This is a genomic window from Rathayibacter sp. VKM Ac-2754 (genome assembly GCF_009807095.1).
Taxonomy (GTDB): Bacteria; Actinomycetota; Actinomycetes; order Actinomycetales; family Microbacteriaceae; genus Rathayibacter.
The window spans coordinates 183,525-202,598 of the sequence record NZ_WUCC01000001.1 but is presented as its reverse complement, the minus strand read 5'-3'; the positions used below and the strand labels follow the sequence as shown (position 1 = coordinate 202,598).

The window sequence follows — 19,074 nt, the reverse complement described above, 5'->3', positions numbered from 1 at the left end:
ACCTCAGGTCTGGCAGTGCGGGCACCAGTAGGTGACTCGCAGCTGCAGTTCGTCGTCGCCGAGCTCGCCGCGGAGGATCGGGGTGCGGCAGCGGCGGCACGGCTTGCGGTCGCGGCCGTAGACCCACAGCTGCTGGCCCGGGCGCAGGTTGCCGGTGGTGGTGCGCTCGATGCGCTCGCGGTTGGCCGTGATGAGCTGCCGCGCGAGGGCGATGGTGCGCGCGAGGTCGCCGCTCTCGCCGACCGGGCGGGTGGGCAGCACCCCGCGGAGGAAGCAGAGCTCGGCGCGGTAGACGTTGCCGAGGCCGGCCATGATCCGCTGGTCGAGCAGGGCGAGGCCGATCGGGCGCTCGGGGTCGGCCGAGAGGCGGCGCAGTGCCTCGTCCGCGTCCCAGTCGGGGCCGAGGAGGTCGGGGCCGAGATAGCCGACGACGTCCTCCTCCGCGGCACGCGGCACGATCTCGAGCAGCCCGAGCTCGAAGCCGACGGCCTGCCACTCGGCGGTCTCGAGCACGATGCGCGCCTGGAAGGCGGGACGGTGCCATCTCGGCCGCTCGCCGGCACCGATCGCGTAGAGGTGCCAGCTGCCCTCCATCTTGAGGTGGGAGTGGATGACGGCGTCGCCGACGCGCATCAGGAGGTGCTTGCCGCGCGGCACGACCGAGTCGATCGTCTCGCCGGTGAGGTCGACGGTCGCGAACTTCGGGACGCGCACGTCGCAGCGGGTCAGGACCTGGCCGTCGAGCGCCTCGGCGAGGTTGTGGGCCGACCGGTAGACGGTGTCACCCTCGGGCACGGAGGCTCCCCCCGCGGCTCATGCGCGCATCCTGAGCCCGCGCGGGTTGGCGACGAAACCGGCGGCGGTGAGGGCGTCGCCGAGCGGCGTGCCGAGCGCGAAGACTCCGTCGATCTTCTCGACCGTGAGCTTCTCGACGCCACGCGAGCGGACCAGCTGGCTGAGCGCGCCGGCCGCGTCGGCGAGTGCCGATTCGTCATCGGTGAAGGTGAGGGCGGTCTTGCCGCCGCGCTCGAGGTAGACGGCGAGCGCGCCGTCGACGATGGCGACGAGGGCGCCGGCCTTGCGGCCCGGTCGGTGGCCCTCGCCCTGCGGCCACGGGAGCGCCGCGCCGAAGGGGTTCGCGGGGTCGGTCGCCGCGAGGGCCAGGACGGGACGCGGGCGCTCGCGCACCTCGTCCTGCGGCACGAAGGTGCGCAGCCGGTCGACGCTGCCGGCGGTGCCGAACTGGGCGGCGCCGAGCTTCTCGATGAAGTAGCCGCGACGCGCGCGCCCCTGCTGCTCGAAGCCGCTGAGGACCTTGTAGGCGAGCGCGAAGCCTCCGAGCACCCCCTCGGCCTGCACCGAGCCGCGGGTCACGATGCCGTAGCGCTCGAGGAGCGTCTCGCCGAGGGCGTGCCCGCGGATCGTCGGGTCGGACTCGGCCAGCGGCACGATCGACCAGCGGCCGCCGGCGGTGGGCGGTCCGACTCGGGTGGCCATGGTCGGGCGCGCGGTCATGCGTCCGCGGGGCGCGCGGGCCCTCGCCGGCGCGCGGGGCTGGCGGTGCGCGCCCCCGGTCGAGCCGACCAGGGTGCGCAGCGGAGCGAGGGTGTCGTTGGTCAGCAGGCCCGCCCAGACCAGCTCCCACAGCGCCTCGACGAGGCGCGCGTCGTCGGTCGAGCCGACCGCGTCGGAGAGCTGGCGGAAGAAGTAGCCTCCGCCCGAGCCGAGCACGCCCACGATCTCCTGCTGAAGCTCACCGAGCGGGACCGCCTCGACGGCGGGCACCGGGAGAGTGAGACCGGCGGTGTCGGCGAGGTGCAGGCTGACCCAGCCGTCGTTGCCGGGCAGGGTGCCGGCGCCGGCCCAGAGGACCTCGCCGGTCGCCGTCAGCTCGTCGAGCATGGCGGGGGAGTAGTCGCGCACGCGCGCGGGCAGGATCAGCGACTCCCACGCCGACGCCGGGATCGGCGCCCCGGCGAGCTGGTCGATGACGGAGGCGACGCCGTCGATGCCGCGGAGCGAGCCTCCGACGTGCTGCCACGCGGGCAGGAAGCGGCCGTAGGTGGCGGCGTCGACCGGCTCGACCTCCTTGCGGAGCGCGGCCAGGGAGCGGCTGCGGAGGCGGCGGAGGACCTCGGCGTCGCACCACTCGGTGCCGGTGCCGTCGGGGCGGAACTCGCCCTCGGTGACCCGCCGCTCGCCCGAGAGCCGGCGCAGCGTGTCGGTGACGACGGCGACTCCGAGCCCGAGCCGGGTCGCGACGGCGGGGGCGGCGAACGGGCCGTGCGTGCGGGCGTAGCGCGCCACGAGATCGCCGAGCGGGTCGCGCACGGGATCGATGAAGGCGACCGGCACGCCGATCGGGAGGGGCACGCCCAGCGCGTCGCGGAGCCGGGAGGCGTCCTCCATCGCCGCGTAGCGCTGCTCGCCGCCGATGCCGACGGGGAGGACGCGCTTGGCGCGGACGAGGTCGGCGAGGTGCGACTCGAGCGCCTCGCGAGCGAGCGGCGGCGCGGCGGCGACATCGGCCGAGGCGACCGACTCGTCCACGAGCCGTTCGCCGAGCTCGTCGAGGGTCAGCGGACCCAGCAGGCGGAGGAGGTCGGCGGCACCCTCGAGCCCGCGCAGGCGCCGCTCGGGCTCCACCCGCTGCAGCTCGCGCTCGATCTGCGCGAGCACCGCGGGGTCGAGCAGCTCGCGCAGCTCGGCGCGTCCGAGGAGCTCGCCCAGCAGGGCCGCGTCGACCGAGAGCGCGGCCGCGCGGCGCTCGGCGAGCGGGCTGTCGCCCTCGTACATGAAGGCTGCGACGTAGCCGAACAGCATCGAGCGGGCGAACGGGCTCGCGGTCGGCGTCTCGACCTCGAGGATCCGCAGCTCGCGACCGTCGAGCCGGGCGGCGAGGCGGAGGAGGGCGGGCAGGTCGTAGACGTCCTGGAGGCATTCGCGCACGGTCTCGAGGATGATCGGGAACGTCGGGTAGGTGCGTGCGACATCGAGGAGCTGGGCCGCTCGCTGGCGCTGCTGCCAGAGCGGCGACCGCTTGCCCGGGTTGTAGCGGGGCAGGAGGAGCGCCCGCGCCGCGCACTCGCGGAAGCGCGCCGCGAAGAGCGCGGAGCCGCCGACCTCGCTGGTGACGAGCTGCTCGAGCTCCTCGCGCTCGAAGAGGAAGAGCTCGGCCCCCGGAGGCTCCGACTCGGTGTCGGGGATGCGGACCACGATGCCGTCGTCGCCCGCCATCGCCGCGCCGTCGACTCCGTGCCGCTCGCGCACCCGCGCGCCGATGGCGAGCGCCCACGGCGAGTGGACCTGCATGCCGTAGGGGGAGTGCAGGACGAGCCGCCAGTCGCCGAGCTCGTCGCGGAAGCGCTCGAGCACGAGGGTGCGGTCGTCGGGGATCTGCCCGGTGGCGATCCGCTGCTCGTCGAGGAAGGACAGCAGGTTGTTCGTCGCGAAGGTGTCGAGCCCGGCGGCCGCGCAGCGCTCGCGCGCCGGATCGGGGAGCGCGCCGCCGATCTCGCGGGTGAAGGCTCCGATCGCCTCGCCGAGCTCGGCGGGGCGGCCCTGCGAGTCGCCCTTCCAGAACGGGAGGCGCCCGGGCTCGCCGAACGCCGGAGTGACGATCACACGGTCGTAGGTGATCTCCTGGATCCGCCAGCTCGTCGCTCCGAGCGCGAACACGTCGCCGACGCGGGACTCGTAGACCATCTCCTCGTCGAGCTCGCCCACGCGGTTGCCGGTCGATCCGGGCTCGCCGACCATGAAGACGCCGAAGAGGCCGCGGTCGGGGATGGTGCCGCCGCTCGTCACGGCGAGTCGCTGAGCACCGGGGCGTCCGGTCAGCGTGTTGGCGTCGCGGTCCCACACCAGGCGCGGCCTGAGCTCGGCGAACTGGTCGGAGGGGTAGCGCCCCGAGAGCAGGTCGAGCGTCGCCTCGTAGGCCGAGCGGGGCAGTGAGACGAACGGGGCGCTGCGGCGGACCGTGTCGAACCACTCGTCGACGTCGAGCGCGTCGAGCGCGGTGGCCGCGACGGTCTGCTGGGCGAGGATGTCGAGCGGGTTGGCCGGCACCGAGATCGCCTCGATGAGGCCGGTGCGCATCCGCTCGGTGGTGACGGCGGAGTGCAGCAGATCGGCTCGGTGCTTGGGGTAGAACGAGCCCCGCGAGATCTCGCCGACCTGGTGGCCGGCGCGGCCGACCCGCTGCAGGGCGCTCGCGACGGAGGGTGGAGTCTCGACCTGGACGACCAGGTCGACGGCGCCCATGTCGATGCCGAGCTCGAGGCTCGAGGTGGCGACGACGCAGCGGAGTCTCCCCGACTTGAGGTCGTCCTCGATGATCGCGCGCTGCTCCTTGCTCACCGAGCCGTGGTGCGCACGGGCGAGCAGCGGCTCGTCGTCGGGAGCCGACTGCCCGGAGCCGCTGGTCGCGCCCGACGCGCCCATCGCCTCCGCGGGCGGGCGGCGCGGCCCCGACCCCACCGCCTCCTCGAGGAGCGCGCCGACGGCGACGGGCTCGCCCGCCTCGCGGCGCTGCTCGGCGGCGGTCTCGCGGCGCTCGGCGTAGATCTCGTTGAGCCGCGCGGTGAGCCGCTCGGCGAGGCGCCGCGAGTTGGCGAAGACGATGGAGGAGGTGTGCGCGAGGACGCGATCGACGATCGACTCCTCGATGTGGGGCCAGATCGATCCGCTCTGCGGACCGGTGGCGCCCATCGTCGACCCCTCCTGCTGGGTGGTCGCGCCGAGCTCGGACATGTCCTCGACGGGGACGATCACGCTGAGGTCCCAGCGCTTCTCGGAGGCGGGAGCGACGATCTGCACGGGCGAGCGGCCCGCGAGGAAGCGCGCCACCTCCTCGCGCGGACGCACCGTCGCCGACAGGCCGATGCGCTGCACGGGCTTCGGCAGGAGGGCGTCGAGCCGCTCGAGCGACACGGCGAGGTGGGCGCCGCGCTTGGTCGACGCGACGGCGTGCACCTCGTCGACGATCACGGTCTCGACCCCGCGCAGCGACTCGCGCGCGGCGGAGGTCAGCATCAGGTAGAGCGACTCGGGAGTGGTGATCAGGATGTCCGGCGGGGTCTTCTGCAGCACGCGCCGCTCGGCCGCCGGGGTGTCGCCGGAGCGGACGCCCACGGTGACCGTGGAGGGCGCTGAGCCGATCCCCTCTGCGCTCAGGCGGAGCGCGGTCTGCGTGACGCCGACGAGCGGCGACCGGAGGTTCCGCTCGACATCGACGCCGAGGGCCTTGAGCGGCGACACGTAGAGCACGCGCGTGCGGTGCTGCGGATCCTCCGGAGGAGGACCCTGGACGAGCCTGTCGATCGCCCAGAGGAACGCCGACAGCGTCTTGCCCGACCCGGTCGGAGCGACCACGAGAGCGTGCGAGCCGCTCGAGATCGCCGTCCAGGCGCCCTCCTGGGCGGCGGTGGGGGCCGGGAACGCGCCCTCGAACCACGCGCGCGTGGCGGGGGAGAAGCGATCGAGGACGTCCGGCATGCGTTCATCCTCCCTGCCACCACCGACACTGCCGCGGGCGTCCGCCGAGGGCAAACCCTTGACGCCGCGCCCGAGGCCCCGGGATCAGGCGAATCGCGTGCGGATGAACGCCGCCACATCGGTCAGCTCGTCCTGCCCGACTCCGTGCGCCACCCCCTCGTAGACCCGCGCGTCGAGCGACGTGTGCTCGGGGAACCACGCCGCGGCGTCCGACACGAGCTCCTGCGGGATGACCGTGTCGAGCGTCCCGCGACCCCAGAACACGTCCGGGCGCTCGCGCGCCAGCCGGGCGTCGCCCTCGTCCCCCGGCCCGACCGGCACGACGAAGCCCGACAGCGCGACGGCGAACGCGAACCTCTCGGGCGCGCGGCGCAGCAGCTGCACGGCGAGCGCGGCGCCCTGCGAGAACCCGAGCAGACCGACGGGACCCGCGTGGTCGACGGAGTCGAGCCATTCCAGGACCCCCTGCGTCGCCGCGTCGACGGCCGCGGGATCCGCGCGCGGCTCGCCGGGGACGAGCGGCACCCGGAGCGGCCACCACGCGTTCGCGCCGCCGCCGAGTGCGAGCGGCGCACGGAGCGACGCCAGCACCGGCTGCAGCGGCAGGTAGACCCCGAGCGAGAACAGGTCGCCCTCGTGCGAGCCGTAGCCGTGCAGCAGCACGAGGAGCGGACGCCCGGCCCGGTCCTTCTCGGAGGAGGACCACAGCACCGCGTTCGGATCGATTCCCATCTGACCATCATCGTCCAGGGCACCGCCGAGTCCGCCCGCGAAACCGGACGGACATCAACGTCGGGTAAGAATGAGCGTATGAGCGTGCGCACCCCTGACCCGAACTCCGGGTGGCTGTCCGATGACGAACTCGCCGACATCCGCCGTCGACTGCCGCTCCTGTACGTCGAGGCGGTGCCCGTGCGGGTCGACGGCCTCGGCCAGGTGACCGAGGTGGGAGTGCTCCTCCGAGCGACGCCCTCCGGTCAGATCACCCGCACCATCGTGTCGGGCCGCGTGATGTACGGGGAGACGCTGCGCGACGCGCTGTTCCGCCACCTCGAGAAGGACCTCGGGCCGATGGCGTTCCCCCTCCTGCCCGCGAGCCCGCTGCCCTTCCACGTCGCCGAGTACTTCCCCATGCCCGGCATGGGCCCCTTCACCGACGAGCGCCAGCACGCCGTCTCGCTCGCCTACGTGGTCCCCGTCACCGGCACCTGCGACCCGCGCCAGGACGCCCTCGAGCTGACCTGGATGACCCCCGACGAGGCCTCCTCCGACGCCGTCTCCGCCGAGATGGAGGGGGGCCGCGGCATGCTCGTGCGCGCCGCTCTCGCCTCGGTGGGGCGCCTCCGCTGAAGGGGCGCGCGCACTCGCGTGCCAATTGGTGAGCCGCGAGGCGGCTCACCGCGGTCGGCTTCGCGGAGTGGTCGGGTTCCGCAGAGCGTCCCGCGTTCCGCCTAGCGCGATTCGCTCGCACGCGAATCACGCGTTCGCGGTGCCTTCTTGTGAGCCGCGCGGCGGCTCACCGCGGTCGGCTTCGCGAGGTGGTGGGTTCCGCAGAGCGTCCTGCGTTCCGCCTAGCGCGATTCGCTGACACGCGAATCACGCGTTGGGCTTCGCCGTGCGTGCAGGGTGCTCGCCGGGTCGAGGTGGTGGCTTCCGCGGCTCATTTGGTGTGCGCAACCGAGGGTGAGACGCAGCGTCGGCCCGTGGGCGGGCCGCCTGGCGCGCTGAACCTCGGTTGTGCACGCGAGACGGTCCCTACGGGACGCAGAAAAGGCCGGGCGGACCCGAACGACTGGTGTCGTCCGAGTCCGCCCGGCCTTCCTGAGTTCTCTGCGCCGCGCTTCGATCCCGCAGTGTCATCTGCAGACCAGCCGAGCACCCGCGAGGCGAACCGGCGATTCGCGTGCGAGCGAATCGGCGTAGCCGGTCGCAACCCGCTCTGCGGGTCGCGACCACGCGGTCTGCCGACCGCGGCGCGCCGCTGCGCGGCGCGCGAACAGGATTCAGCCCTGCGCGCGGCGGCCGCGCGGCGCTCCGCCGCCGCGCGGCAGAGGCTGCGGAGGAGGCGCCGCCGGTGGCGTGCTGTAGAGCGCGAACCGCCGCCGGTGGAGGCGGGGGTGCGGCCGCGTCCGCCGCGGGCGCCGCCCTCGGAGGAGGTGCGGTCGCGACGGGGGCGGTCGGAGGCGGGAGCCGCCGAGCGGTCGCCGCGTCCACCGCGGGGAGCTGCGCCGCCCTCGGTGCGTGCGACGCGCTTGCGCTGGGCGTTCGCGCCCTGCGAGCGGCCGCCCTGCGACTGGCCGCGGACCGGCTCGACGACGGCGGTCGGCGTCACGTAGGCCGCGACGTCGCCGACGAGCTTCGAGACGACGGCCGAGTCGGCCGAGACGTGCTGGGGCGTGACCTGGATGGCGGCCTTGCGCAGCAGCGTCTTCACGTCGCCGCGCTGCGTGGGCAGCACGACCGTGACGACGTCGCCCTCGCTGCCGGCGCGGGCGGTGCGGCCCGAGCGGTGCAGGTACGCCTTGTGCTCCATGGGCGGGTCGACGTGGATGACGAGCTCGACGTCGTCCACGTGCACGCCGCGGGCGGCGACGTCGGTGGCGACGAGCACCTTCACGGTGCCGGCGCCGAACGCGGCGAGGTTGCGGTCGCGGGCGACCTGCGAGAGGTTGCCGTGCAGGTCGACCGCGGGGATCCCCTGCGCGGTGAGCTGCTTGGCGAGCTTCTTCGCAGTGTGCTTGGTGCGCATGAAGAGGATGCGGCGTCCGGCGCCCGAGGCGAGGGTCTTCACGAGCGCGTTCTTGGAGTCGAGACCGTCGACCTCGAAGACGTGGTGGGTCATCAGCGCGACGGGGGAGTTGGCCTCGTCGACCGAGTGCAGCACCTCGTTCTGGAGGTACTTCTTGACCAGCTTGTCCACGCCGTTGTCGAGCGTGGCCGAGAACAGCAGGCGCTGTCCGCCGCGGGGGGTCTTGTCGAGGATGCGCGTGACGACGGGCAGGAAGCCGAGGTCGGCCATGTGGTCGGCCTCGTCGAGCACGGTGATCTCGACGGCGTCGAGGTTCACGAAGCCCTGCTTCATGAGGTCCTCGAGGCGGCCGGGGCAGGCCACGACGATGTCGACGCCCTGCTTGAGGGCCGCGACCTGACGCTGCTGCGAGACGCCGCCGAAGATCGTGGTGGTGACGATGCCGTAGGCATCGGCCAGCGGCTGCATGGCAGCGGTGATCTGCGTGGCGAGCTCGCGGGTCGGGGCGAGGATCAGTCCGAGCGGGCGACCCGGGCGGCGGCGGCCGCCGGCGAGCGAGCCGCCGAGGCGGGCGATCATCGGGATGGCGAAGGCGAGAGTCTTGCCCGAGCCGGTCTTGCCGCGTCCGAGGACGTCGCGGCCGTTCAGGGTGTCGGGGAGCGTGTCCACCTGGATGGGGAACGGCTCCGTGATGCCGTTCGCGGTGAGCGCGGCGACGAGGGGGGCGGGAACGCCGAGGGCGCTGAAGGAGGGGATGGTCGACATGCGGTGGTGCCTTTCGGGCATCAATGTCGATCGCGGCTCGCGTCGGCGGGTGGCCGGGCGCGGGTGATCGACGTTCGGGCGAAGGTGACGGTGGTCACATCCGTTCGCCGTACGAAGGGGTGCGCGCGGCCAGGGGCCTCATGCACGTGCGCCAGGTGATCGGGACGGGAGTCCTCGATTCGTCAGAGTCCTCGGATCTCGATGATCGTCAGGGGACAAGGGGCGTTCTACGACGCGGGGGAGCGCAGTCTTCGCGCTCGCACCCCTCCACCCTAGTGGGTGCCGATCCATCCGCGCATGGCGGACTGCACGCGGGACCCGTCGACGTCGGCCAGCTTCATCCCCGCGAACTCCCTCGCCCAGTCCGAGGTCTGCACACGGAACGGCGCCTCGGCCGCCCTCAGGACCTGCAGGACGACGACGGCGACATCGGCGGGATCCTGGGCGTGCGTCGACGAGAACGCGGAGGCGGTGCGGTCGAGGTACGAGCCCAGCGAGGAGGCGTAGGGGCCGGCCTGCGCGACCATCGCGTGCACGTCGATCCCGACGTTCTCGACGAAGCTGCTGCGCACGGCTCCCGGCTCGATCAGCGAGACCTGCACACCGACGGCTCCGGCGACGGGTGCGAGCGCCTCGAAGAAGCCCTCGACCGCGAACTTGGCCGCGCAGTAGTCCTCGTTGAACGGCTGGCCCACGACGCCTCCGACGCTCGAGATCGTGACGACCCGGCCGCGGGAGGAGCGCAGCATCGGCATCGCGGCGCGGGTGACGGCGACCGTGCCGAAGAAGTTGACCTCCATCACCCGGCGGAGCTCCGCCGGTTCCTCGAGCTCGAGCGTGCCGATGTGCCCGGCGCCGGCGTTGTTCACGAGGGCGTCGAGCCCGCCGTGAGCACTCTCGACGTGCGCGAGGCAGGCGTCCACCGACGCGGAGTCGGTGACGTCCAGCGCGACGACGTCGAGGTCGACGCGGGCCTCCTCCGCGGCGGCGCGGAGGTCGGTGGCGCGCTCGGGGTCGCGGACGGTCGCGACGACCGTCCAGCCGGAGCGCGCGGCCTCGATCGCCGTCGCCCGGCCGATCCCGGTCGAGGTCCCGGTGACGAGGAGGACGGGTCGGGGCATGGTGTTCCTGCTCTCCGGCGCGGACGGCGCGCCGCTCGGAGGCTATCCATCCAGCCTCCGAGCGCGCCCAGGCGCAGCTGCTCAGCCCTTGTAGCGCTCCCCGACCGGCACCTCGACCGCGAGCGTGTTGCCCTGCTGCGCGAGCGGGCAGGCCCAGGCCGGGTCGTAGGCGCACGACGGGTTGTAGGCGAAGTTGAAGTCCAGCACGAGCGTCGACGGCGTCGATCCCGGACCGAGGTCGGCTCCCTTGACCGTGTCGAGGAGGTAGCGACCGCCCCCGTAGGTGCCGCCCGGCGTCCCCGCCAGCGCGTCCTTCACCGGCAGGAACAGCCCGCCGCCGTACGAGGCGAGCCGCCACACGTCCAGCGTGCCCGCCTGCGGCACGTCCACGGTGCCGACGAGCTCGAACGGGACGGTGCCGTCGGTGCCGGTGTCGACGTCCATCCGCACCGCCTCCTCGACGGGCGCGACCTCGAGCTCGAAGCGCCAGCCCGCGTCGTACGGTGCGACCGGCAGCGAGCGGAAGTGCGCGCGATCGCCCGGGAGCAGGGGAGTGGAGGGGTGGCGGGCGAACAGCGCATTGCGGCCGCGGATCCAGGAGGCGTGCGCGGCGAGCAGATCGATGTTCGAGAGTCGCCGCACCTCGGCGTAGATCGCCTGCACGTGGCGGCGCCAGTCGGAGACCTCGACGGCGGAGGCGAGGCGCCGGCGCGGCGACACGACGTCGTCCTCCGCCTCCTCCTCGCCCGAGGGCCAGCGGAAGCGCAGCAGCTCGCTGCGCGAGAGCTCGATCGCCTCTTCGGCGGTGCCGTCGGGGCTCATTCCGCCGCCTCCCCGCGCGGCCGGGCGTCCGCCCCGAGGTCGAGACGCCAGCTCGGTGCGAGGGCACGGATGCGGATGCCGCGCCACTGCCAGAACGCCCACATCGACGGCCAGACCGCGAGCGAGGCGATCCCCGCGTCGAACTCGAGCCGGTCGCGGAAGAGCGTGCGACCGTCGGGCAGCGGCGCGACGGCCATCCGGTGGTCCCAGGCCGTGATCAGCCGGAGCGCCCCCGAGAGCGGCGCCCCGTTGTCGCGGAGGATCCGCACGTCGGGCATCGACGGCACGCGGCGGTAGGAGAGGTCGATCTCCTGCGCGCCCATCGGCACGATGCCGAGCGCGTCCATCGCCACGTCGTGCGGGCCGAGCCCCCACGTGGGGCGGAACCCGCCCTCGTCGAGCGAGGCCGCGGTCAGGAGGGGGGACATCACCTCGCGGAAGACCGCGGGACTCTGCAGCGCCCGCCAGGCGGAGTCGGGATCGGTGTCGAGCACGTGCTTCAGCATCACCTTCACAACCCCATCCTCCTCCGCCGATCGCCGGGCGGGAACCGGGTGCGCCGGACGGCGGTGACGTGTAGGAGCCCGCCCGATCGGTAGCGTGGCGGGGTGACCGACGCGCCCTCCGCCTTCGACCAGGCGACCTACCAGATCCGCTTCGACTGGGGAGCCCGCGCCCTGCGCACCCTCGCGCCCGCGCCCGTCACGGTGCTGGTCGACGCCCTGCCCGGAGCAGAGCTCGACCTCGATGCGGTCGAGGGGCACGTGGTCCGCGCAGGACTCGTCGACCGCTCGGCCGTCGCCCGCTGGGTGCTGGAGCGCCAGCACGAGAACGGCGGCCGCACGAGCGTGAACGTCGTCGCCGTCGGCGAGCTCGGCGAGGCGGGGGAGCCGCGCTTCGCGATGGAGGACCAGCTGGCCGCCGGCGCGCTGATCGACGCCCTGATCGCTCTGGGGATCGACCATGTCTCGCCGGAGGCGGCCGTCGCCTCCGCGTCCTTCGAGGGACTGCGCCGCGCGTGCGGTCACCTGCTCTCGGCGTCCGCCTCGGGCCGCGTGCTCATCGCCGCCGGGAAGGCCGACATCGTGCGGGAGGCGGCTCGCGTCGACTCGGCCGACCGCGTCACCGTCCTGCGGTCTCCGCGCTGACGGCCCCGGTTCGCACATCCTCCGGCAGATCGCACGCCCTCCTGCAGATCGCACGCCGGCGGCCCACCGGGCGTAGCGTCTCCCAGGGGCAGAGCCTCCGCCCGATCCGACCACGCGACCGAAAGCAGATCCGCATGAAAGCCGTTCTCAACGACGTCGTCCTCGCCGACGCGCCCGACTCCGACCTGATCTCGATCGAGGGCAACTGGTACTTCCCGCCCTCGAGCGTCGTGACCGACCTGCTCGAGCCGAGCGACACCCCGTACACCTGCCCCTGGAAGGGCGAGTGCCAGTACTTCTCGGTGCAGTCCGACGGCGGCCTGCTGAAGGACCGCGCCTGGTCGTACCCGCACCCCTACCCCACCGCGTTCGACCGCGTCGGCAAGGACTTCTCGGGCTACGTCGCGTTCTGGAAAGAGGTCAAGGTCGTCGACTGACGGCCTGGGCATCGGCGGCGCGCCTGCGGTGCGCCCGCACCTTCGCCCGGTTCCCGCAGCGCTGCATCGAGCACCAGCGGCGGGAACCGGCGCGGGAGGTGTCGAGGTAGAGCATCCGGCAGTCCTCGGCGTCGCAGCGGCGCAGCCGGCCGGCAGACGCGCCGCCCAGCAGCGCGACCGCTTCGCGGGCGATGCTCGAGAGCGCCTGGCGCCCGTTCGCGCTCGAGCGCCCGGCCTGCCGCGAGCCTCCCGGCAGTGACGGCGGGATGTCCGGCATCGCCGCGAACAGGTTCACGACGTCCACGTCCGCCGGCTCAGCGGGCTCGGACGCCTCGGCGGCGGCGGCCAGCCGCGCCACGGCCTCTCGCAGCATCAGCGCGTCGGCGAGCCCGGCGCCGTCCCCCACTCCCTCGAACCGCTCCCGGAGCCACGCGGCCAGCGCGTCGCCGGAGCCCAGGCGCTCACCGGGTGCGCCGCGCATCGCGCCGGTGTAGGCGAAGTCGAGGGCTGTGCTCCCGGAGTCGAACCACCAGCGACGACCGTCGGCCTCCTCCAGCCACTGCCCGGCCGGGAGGGTCATCCGCGTTCCGCCGCGGGGACGACCCGCCGCCGCCACTGGATCTCGTTCGCCGCGTCGAAGCGGCGCGCGCACCTGCCGCAGGCGAGCGGCCGACTCGGGCGGCGATGGCGGTAGAAGAGGTGCCCGCTCGGGCAGCTGCCGACCCACGGCGCCAGCTCGTCGGCCGTCGGACTGCTGTGCGTGCGTGTCCCGGTGTAGCCGAGCCGGGAGGCGGTGCGGCGCCACTCCGCACCGTGTCCGGCCTTCGGGCCCGCGAGCGCGTGCGCGATCTCGTGCAGCAGGGTCTGCCGCACCTCCTCGTCGCTCCAGCGGGCGGCGAGGTGCCGCGACACCGTGATGCGACGGTCGCCCCAGTGGCAGGCGCCGGCGCGGGTGCGCGCGCGGTCGAAGGCGAAGCTCCACGACCCGTCGAGGTGCGCCGCGAGGAGCTCGTCGGCCCACACGGCGACCTGCTCGAGCTCAGCCACGCGTCGCGTCCGAGCTCAGGACTCGTCGCCGTCGGCGCGCCGACGTCCGCGCAGGACGCCGTCGGCGCGGGGGGCCCTGGCCGACCCGTCCTGGAACTCGGTCGCGGCCGCGAAGCCGAGGCGCGCCACCTCGAGCTCCTCCTCGGGCACGCCGACCCGCTCGCCGAGCGCCGTCGCGGCGTCGAAGTCGCGTGCGGCGCGGCCGTACTCTCCGAGCTCGAAGAGGGTCAGCCCCCGGTGCTTCAGGGCGAGCGAGTGCTCGAGGTGCCACTCGTGGGTGCGCGCCTCCTCGACGCAGAGCGCGAGCTCGGAGAGCGCCTCGTCGGTGCGGCCGCGCAGCTGCATCAGACGCGCACGACGCACGCGCGCCGAGAGCAGCTCCGCGCGGTCGCCCGAGAACCGGGTGCGCCGGACCGCTTCGGTCGCGACCTCCCAGGCCTCGTCGACGCGGTCGAGCAGGCGCAGCAGCTCGGCCTTCTCGGTCAGCGCGGCGAGGCTGCGCAGCGCGCCGATCTCCTCGAGGCGCTGCTGGGCGGCGTCGACGTCGACCTCCTCGCGGAGCGTCGCAGGGTCATGGCGGATGATGATGCTCAGAGCAGTGCTTCCTCGAGGGGTGCGGATCCGGTCGCGAGCGACGGGGACGGGAGGGGCGCTGACCCCCTGGCCAGTTTACGGGCACGCTCGACGGCGAGCGCCTGCCGGGCCGGTTCAGCCCCGGCGCACCTGGAAGATGCTGCGCGCGGGCAGCGGCGACGGCGTGGCGGTGTCGTCGGTGACGGGGACCGCGCCGGCCGTGAAGTTGTCGAGCTCGCGTCCTTGCACGAGCTTCGAGGGCGCGGGGTCGGAGGCGAGGCGCCGCGGCAGTGCGTCCACCGGCAGCGCAGAGGGGGAGGCGAGCATCACGACGTTGCCGAAGCGCTTCGCCTTCAGCATCTGCGTGTCGGTCATGATCGCGACGTGCGCGAAGACCGACGACAGGGTCGCCGCCTGCGCGCGGGCGAAGGCGAGCGCACCGCCGTCCGCGACGTTCACCGCGACCACGCCGCCGGGGGCGAGCAGCGGAGCGATCTCGCGGTAGAACTCCGCGCTCGTCACGTGCGCGGGCGTGCGCGCGCCCGAGAAGATGTCGACCACCACCACGTCGACGCTGCCGCGGAGCCCGGGTGGGAGCTTGCCCAGCACCTCGCGGGCATCGCCCTGGCGGATGCGGATCTGCGCGCCGCGGGGCAGCGGCACCGCCTCCCGGACCAGGTCGACCAGAGCGCCCTCGATCTCGACGACCTGCTGCCGCGAGCCCGGCCGGGTCGCGGCGACGTACCGGGGGAGGGTGAGCGCCCCTGCGCCGAGGTGGAGCGCGGTGAGGGGCTCGCCCGCGGGGGCGAGCAGGTCGATGGCGTGGCCGATGCGCCGCACGTACTCGAAGGAGAGGTGCGTCGGATCGGCGAGGTCGACGTGCGACTGCGGGGTGCCGTCGACCACGAGGGTCACGGCGTCGGTCGAGTGCCGGTCGGGCTCGATCTGCGCGAGGAAGCCGCTGTCGAGGACGGCGCGCGGGTGCTCGGAGTCGTCGCCTCGTCGTCGTCCGCTGCGCTCCTGCATCCGGACAGTCTGCCTGCTGCTCGGGCTCCCGGGGCTCACTCCCCCCGGGCCGGTGCGGGGCCGTATACCCGACCGGCGCGCACCGCGCAAGGATCAGCACTTGCGTTGCGCCACCGCTTGCACCTATATTTGTACTTTGCGCTCCCGAGTACCCATGCCGTCATATTGCGGTCGGCAGGTCACCGGAACCCGACATCAGATGGTGGATGTCGTTGCCACACTCTAGCCCCCTCCCCGAGACCGCGTGAAAGCGGTCGCTGCGGCGCTGGGAGGAGTGTCGGCCCGCCCGGCGGGAGCCCACTCCACACATCCCACAGATTGAGACCCGCGAGGGTCTACGGAGGTTCCTTCCTTGGCTGCTGCGCCCCACGCAACCACCACCTCACCCAAGAACGGACGCGGAGCCTCGCGTCTCTCGTTCGCCAAGATCAGCGACACCCTGACGGTTCCGGATCTGCTCGCACTGCAGACCGAGAGCTTCGACTGGCTCGTCGGCTCGGAGGCGTGGAAGACCCGCGTCACCGAGGCGAAGGCCGCCGGCCGGGAGGACCTCCCCGCCAACTCCGGTCTGGACGAGATCTTCGAGGAGATCTCGCCGATCGAGGACCTCAGCGAGACGATGCAGCTGAGCTTCACGAACCCGTACCTCGAGCCCGAGAAGTACACGATCGAGGAGTGCAAGGAGCGCGGCAAGACCTACGCGGCTCCCCTCTACGTCGAGGCCGAGTTCATGAACCACCTCACGGGTGAGATCAAGACCCAGACGGTCTTCATGGGCGACTTCCCGCTGATGACCGAGAAGGGCACGTTCATCATCAACGGCACCGAGCGTGTCGTCGTGTCCCAGCTCGTCCGCAGCCCGGGCGTCTACTTCGAGCGCCAGCAGGAGAAGACGTCCGACAAGGACATCTACTCGGCTCGCGTCATCCCGAGCCGCGGTGCCTGGCTCGAGTTCGAGATCGACAAGCGCGACCAGGTGGGTGTGCGCATCGACCGCAAGCGCAAGCAGTCGGTCACCGTCTTCCTCAAGGCCCTCGGCCTCACCAGCGAGGAGATCCTCGAGCAGTTCGCCGGCTACGAGTCGATCGAGCTCACGCTCGAGAAGGACAACATCCTCACCAAGGAGGACGCTCTCCGCGACATCTACCGCAAGCTCCGTCCGGGCGAGCAGGTCGCCGCCGAGGCCGCCCGCGCGCTGCTGGACAACTTCTACTTCAACTCCAAGCGCTACGACCTCGCGAAGGTCGGCCGCTACAAGATCAACCGCAAGCTCGGCATCGACAAGGCGCTCTCCGACTCCGTGCTGACGGTCGAGGACATCATCGCGACCATCAAGTACCTGGTCGCGCTGCACGACGGCCGCACCACCCTGCCGGGTGTGCGCGACTCCGCGCCGGTCGAGCTCCGCCTCGACGTCGACGACATCGACCACTTCGGCAACCGCCGCATCCGCGCGGTCGGCGAGCTGATCCAGAACCAGGTCCGCACCGGACTGTCCCGCATGGAGCGCGTCGTCCGCGAGCGCATGACCACGCAGGACATCGAGGCGATCACGCCGCAGACCCTGATCAACGTCCGCCCCGTCGTGGCCGCGATCAAGGAGTTCTTCGGGACGTCGCAGCTGTCGCAGTTCATGGACCAGAACAACCCGCTCGCGGGTCTGACCCACAAGCGCCGCCTCTCGGCGCTAGGCCCCGGTGGTCTCTCCCGTGAGCGCGCCGGCGTCGAGGTCCGCGACGTCCACCCGTCGCACTACGGCCGCATGTGCCCGATCGAGACCCCCGAGGGCCCGAACATCGGCCTGATCGGCTCGCTCGCGTCCTTCGCGCGCATCAACTCGTTCGGCTTCATCGAGACCCCGTACCGCAAGGTCGTCGACGGTCTCGTCACGTCGCAGATCGACTACCTCACCGCCTCGGAGGAGGACGAGTACCTGGTCGCGCAGGCGAACGCCCCGCTGACCAAGGACTTCCACTTCGCCGAGCCCAAGGTGCTCGTCCGCCCCAAGGGCGGAGAGGTCGAGCTCGTCGACGCCGGCCGCGTCGACTACATGGACGTCTCCCCGCGCCAGATGGTGTCGGTCGCGACGTCGCTGATCCCGTTCCTCGAGCACGACGACGCGAACCGCGCCCTCATGGGAGCGAACATGCAGCGTCAGGCCGTCCCGCTGCTGCGCAGCGAGTCGCCCGTGGTCGGCACCGGCATGGAGGGCTTCGCAGCCATCGACGCCGGCGACGTCATCACCGCCGACAAGGCCGGCGTGGTCCAGGAGGTCTCCGCCGACACCGTCACCGTCCAGCTGGACGAGGGCGGCACGCAGGTCTACTACCTGCGCAAGTTCGACCGCTCCAACCAGGGCACCTCGTACAACAACCGCGTGGTCGTCTCGGCCGGCGAGCGTCTCGAGGTCGGCGAGATCGTCGCCGACGGCCCCGCGACCGAGAACGGCGAGCTCGCGCTCGGCAAGAACCTGCTCGTCGCGTTCATGCCGTGGGAGGGTCACAACTTCGAGGACGCGATCATCCTCAGCCAGAACCTGGTGAAGGACGACGTCCTCTCCTCGATCCACATCGAGGAGTACGAGGTCGACGCCCGCGACACCAAGCTCGGCAAGGAGGAGATCACCCGCGATCTCCCCAACGTCAGCCCGGAGCTCCTGGCCGACCTCGACGAGCGCGGCATCATCCGCATCGGCGCCGAGGTCCGCCCCGGCGACATCCTCGTCGGCAAGGTCACGCCCAAGGGCGAGACCGAGCTCTCGGCCGAGGAGCGCCTGCTCCGCGCGATCTTCAACGAGAAGAGCCGCGAGGTCCGCGACACGTCGCTCAAGGTGCCCCACGGCGAGCGCGGCACGATCATCGGCGTCAAGGTGTTCGACGCGCAGGACGGCGACGACGAGCTCGGCTCGGGCGTCAACCAGCGCGTGGTCGTCTACATCGCCCAGAAGCGCAAGATCACCGAGGGCGACAAGCTCGCCGGCCGCCACGGCAACAAGGGCGTCATCTCGAAGATCCTGCCGGTCGAGGACATGCCCTTCCTGGTCGACGGCACCCCGGTCGACATCGTGCTCAACCCGCTCGGCGTCCCCGGTCGCATGAACTTCGGCCAGGTCCTCGAGATCCACCTCGGCTGGATCGCGAAGCAGGGCTGGAAGGTCGAGGGTCAGCCCGAGTGGGCCGCGCGTCTCCCCGAGCACGCCCGTGAGGCGGCGCCCGGTACCAAGGTCGCGACCCCCGTGTTCGACGGTGCGGCGGAGGAGGAGCTCGCAGGGCTCCTCGACTCCACCACCCCGACCCGCGACGGTGAGCGCCTGATCGGCTCGTCCGGCAAGACGCAGCTGTTCGACGGCCGCTCGGGAGAGCCCTTCCCGGACCCGGTCTCGGTCGGCTACATGTACATCCTGAAGCTGCACCACCTCGTCGACGACAAGATCCACGCGCGCTCGACGGGCCCGTACTCGATGATCACCCAGCAGCCGCTCGGTGGTAAGGCGCAGTTCGGTGGGCAGCGCTTCGGCGAGATGGAGGTGTGGGCCCTCGAGGCCTACGGCGCCGCCTACGCCCTGCAGGAGCTCCTCACCATCAAGTCCGACGACATCCTCGGCCGCGTGAAGGTGTACGAGGCCATCGTCAAGGGTGAGAACATCCAGGAGCCGGGCATCCCGGAGTCCTTCAAGGTGCTCATCAAGGAGATGCAGTCCCTGTGCCTGAACGTCGAGGTCCTCTCGGCGGACGGCACCGCGGTCAGCCTGCGCGACACCGATGACGAGGTCTACCGCGCTGCGGAAGAGCTCGGCATCAACATCTCCTCCCGGTTCGAGTCGTCCTCGGTCGACGACATCTGATCCGCGCCAGCATCTGACGACCTCCCGTCTCTGACGAGACACCCTG

Annotated in this window: 15 protein-coding genes; 4 read left to right on the top strand and 11 right to left on the bottom strand. The window is 72.4% G+C overall.

Annotation, left to right across the window (positions count from 1 at the left end; translation table 11 throughout):
* Window positions 1-3: 3 nt before the first annotated feature.
* From GRS92_RS01035 to GRS92_RS01025, 3 genes are all read right to left on the bottom strand, one after another.
* Window positions 4-795 (bottom strand): DNA-formamidopyrimidine glycosylase family protein, encoded by a 792-nt coding sequence (locus GRS92_RS01035; RefSeq protein WP_159852474.1) that lies wholly within the window; start codon window positions 793-795, stop codon window positions 4-6.
* Between the two features lie 18 nt (window positions 796-813).
* Window positions 814-5,496 carry an ATP-dependent helicase gene (locus tag GRS92_RS01030; RefSeq protein ID WP_159852472.1) on the bottom strand — a complete coding sequence of 1,561 codons (4,683 nt, stop codon included), beginning with the start codon at window positions 5,494-5,496 and terminating at the stop codon, window positions 814-816.
* Between the two features lie 84 nt (window positions 5,497-5,580).
* On the bottom strand, window positions 5,581-6,228 hold the full coding sequence (locus tag GRS92_RS01025) for an alpha/beta hydrolase (RefSeq protein ID WP_159852470.1): 648 nt from the start codon (window positions 6,226-6,228) through the stop codon (window positions 5,581-5,583).
* A 78-nt stretch (window positions 6,229-6,306) separates the two neighbouring features.
* Here GRS92_RS01025 and GRS92_RS01020 point away from each other — a divergent pair, with 78 nt between their 5' ends.
* Entirely contained in the window at window positions 6,307-6,846 is a 540-nt protein-coding gene (locus GRS92_RS01020) for an NUDIX hydrolase family protein (RefSeq protein ID WP_159852468.1), read from the top strand.
* 310 nt (window positions 6,847-7,156) lie between these two features.
* Here the strand turns inward: GRS92_RS01020 and GRS92_RS01015 are convergent, their stop codons facing one another.
* The 4 genes from GRS92_RS01015 to GRS92_RS01000 all read right to left on the bottom strand — a co-directional run bounded on the left by GRS92_RS01015 (window position 7,157) and on the right by GRS92_RS01000 (window position 11,468).
* Window positions 7,157-9,010 (bottom strand): DEAD/DEAH box helicase, encoded by a 1,854-nt coding sequence (locus GRS92_RS01015; RefSeq protein ID WP_235021745.1) that lies wholly within the window; start codon window positions 9,008-9,010, stop codon window positions 7,157-7,159.
* 272 nt (window positions 9,011-9,282) lie between these two features.
* Window positions 9,283-10,131 (bottom strand): SDR family oxidoreductase, encoded by an 849-nt coding sequence (locus GRS92_RS01010; protein ID WP_159852466.1) that lies wholly within the window; start codon window positions 10,129-10,131, stop codon window positions 9,283-9,285.
* 81 nt (window positions 10,132-10,212) lie between these two features.
* Complete coding sequence (locus GRS92_RS01005; protein WP_159852464.1) at window positions 10,213-10,953, bottom strand: DUF1684 domain-containing protein; 741 nt, start codon at window positions 10,951-10,953, stop codon at window positions 10,213-10,215.
* Window positions 10,950-11,468, bottom strand: a complete 519-nt coding sequence (locus tag GRS92_RS01000; protein ID WP_159852462.1) for a hypothetical protein — start codon at window positions 11,466-11,468, stop codon at window positions 10,950-10,952. The genes GRS92_RS01005 and GRS92_RS01000 overlap by 4 nt, the downstream gene beginning before the upstream one ends.
* A 93-nt stretch (window positions 11,469-11,561) precedes the next feature.
* Here GRS92_RS01000 and GRS92_RS00995 point away from each other — a divergent pair, with 93 nt between their 5' ends.
* Both GRS92_RS00995 and GRS92_RS00990 read left to right on the top strand, forming a co-directional pair.
* On the top strand, window positions 11,562-12,101 hold the full coding sequence (locus GRS92_RS00995) for a 2-phosphosulfolactate phosphatase (protein WP_159852460.1): 540 nt from the start codon (window positions 11,562-11,564) through the stop codon (window positions 12,099-12,101).
* 134 nt (window positions 12,102-12,235) lie between these two features.
* A complete protein-coding gene (locus tag GRS92_RS00990) occupies window positions 12,236-12,538 on the top strand; it encodes a DUF427 domain-containing protein (RefSeq protein WP_159852458.1) in 303 nt (100 codons plus the stop codon).
* Here GRS92_RS00990 and GRS92_RS00985 read toward each other — a convergent pair.
* From GRS92_RS00985 to GRS92_RS00970, 4 genes are all read right to left on the bottom strand, one after another.
* Complete coding sequence (locus GRS92_RS00985) at window positions 12,522-13,118, bottom strand: CGNR zinc finger domain-containing protein (protein WP_235021743.1); 597 nt, start codon at window positions 13,116-13,118, stop codon at window positions 12,522-12,524. The genes GRS92_RS00990 and GRS92_RS00985 overlap by 17 nt on opposite strands.
* Window positions 13,115-13,585, bottom strand: a complete 471-nt coding sequence (locus GRS92_RS00980) for a SprT-like domain-containing protein (protein ID WP_159852456.1) — start codon at window positions 13,583-13,585, stop codon at window positions 13,115-13,117. Before GRS92_RS00980 ends, GRS92_RS00985 begins: the two co-directional genes overlap by 4 nt.
* 15 nt (window positions 13,586-13,600) lie before the next feature.
* Window positions 13,601-13,948 (bottom strand): hypothetical protein, encoded by a 348-nt coding sequence (locus GRS92_RS18805; protein WP_204162102.1) that lies wholly within the window; start codon window positions 13,946-13,948, stop codon window positions 13,601-13,603.
* Window positions 13,949-14,293: 345 nt separating this feature from the next.
* The gene (locus GRS92_RS00970; RefSeq protein ID WP_159852454.1) at window positions 14,294-15,184 is read right to left on the bottom strand and encodes a spermidine synthase; all 891 of its coding nucleotides are present in this window, start codon (window positions 15,182-15,184) and stop codon (window positions 14,294-14,296) included.
* Between the two features lie 352 nt (window positions 15,185-15,536).
* On the opposite strand from GRS92_RS00970, the gene rpoB reads away from it, so the two are divergent.
* Window positions 15,537-19,028 (top strand): DNA-directed RNA polymerase subunit beta, encoded by a 3,492-nt coding sequence (gene rpoB / locus GRS92_RS00965; protein ID WP_159852452.1) that lies wholly within the window; start codon window positions 15,537-15,539, stop codon window positions 19,026-19,028.
* Window positions 19,029-19,074 lie beyond the last annotated feature (46 nt).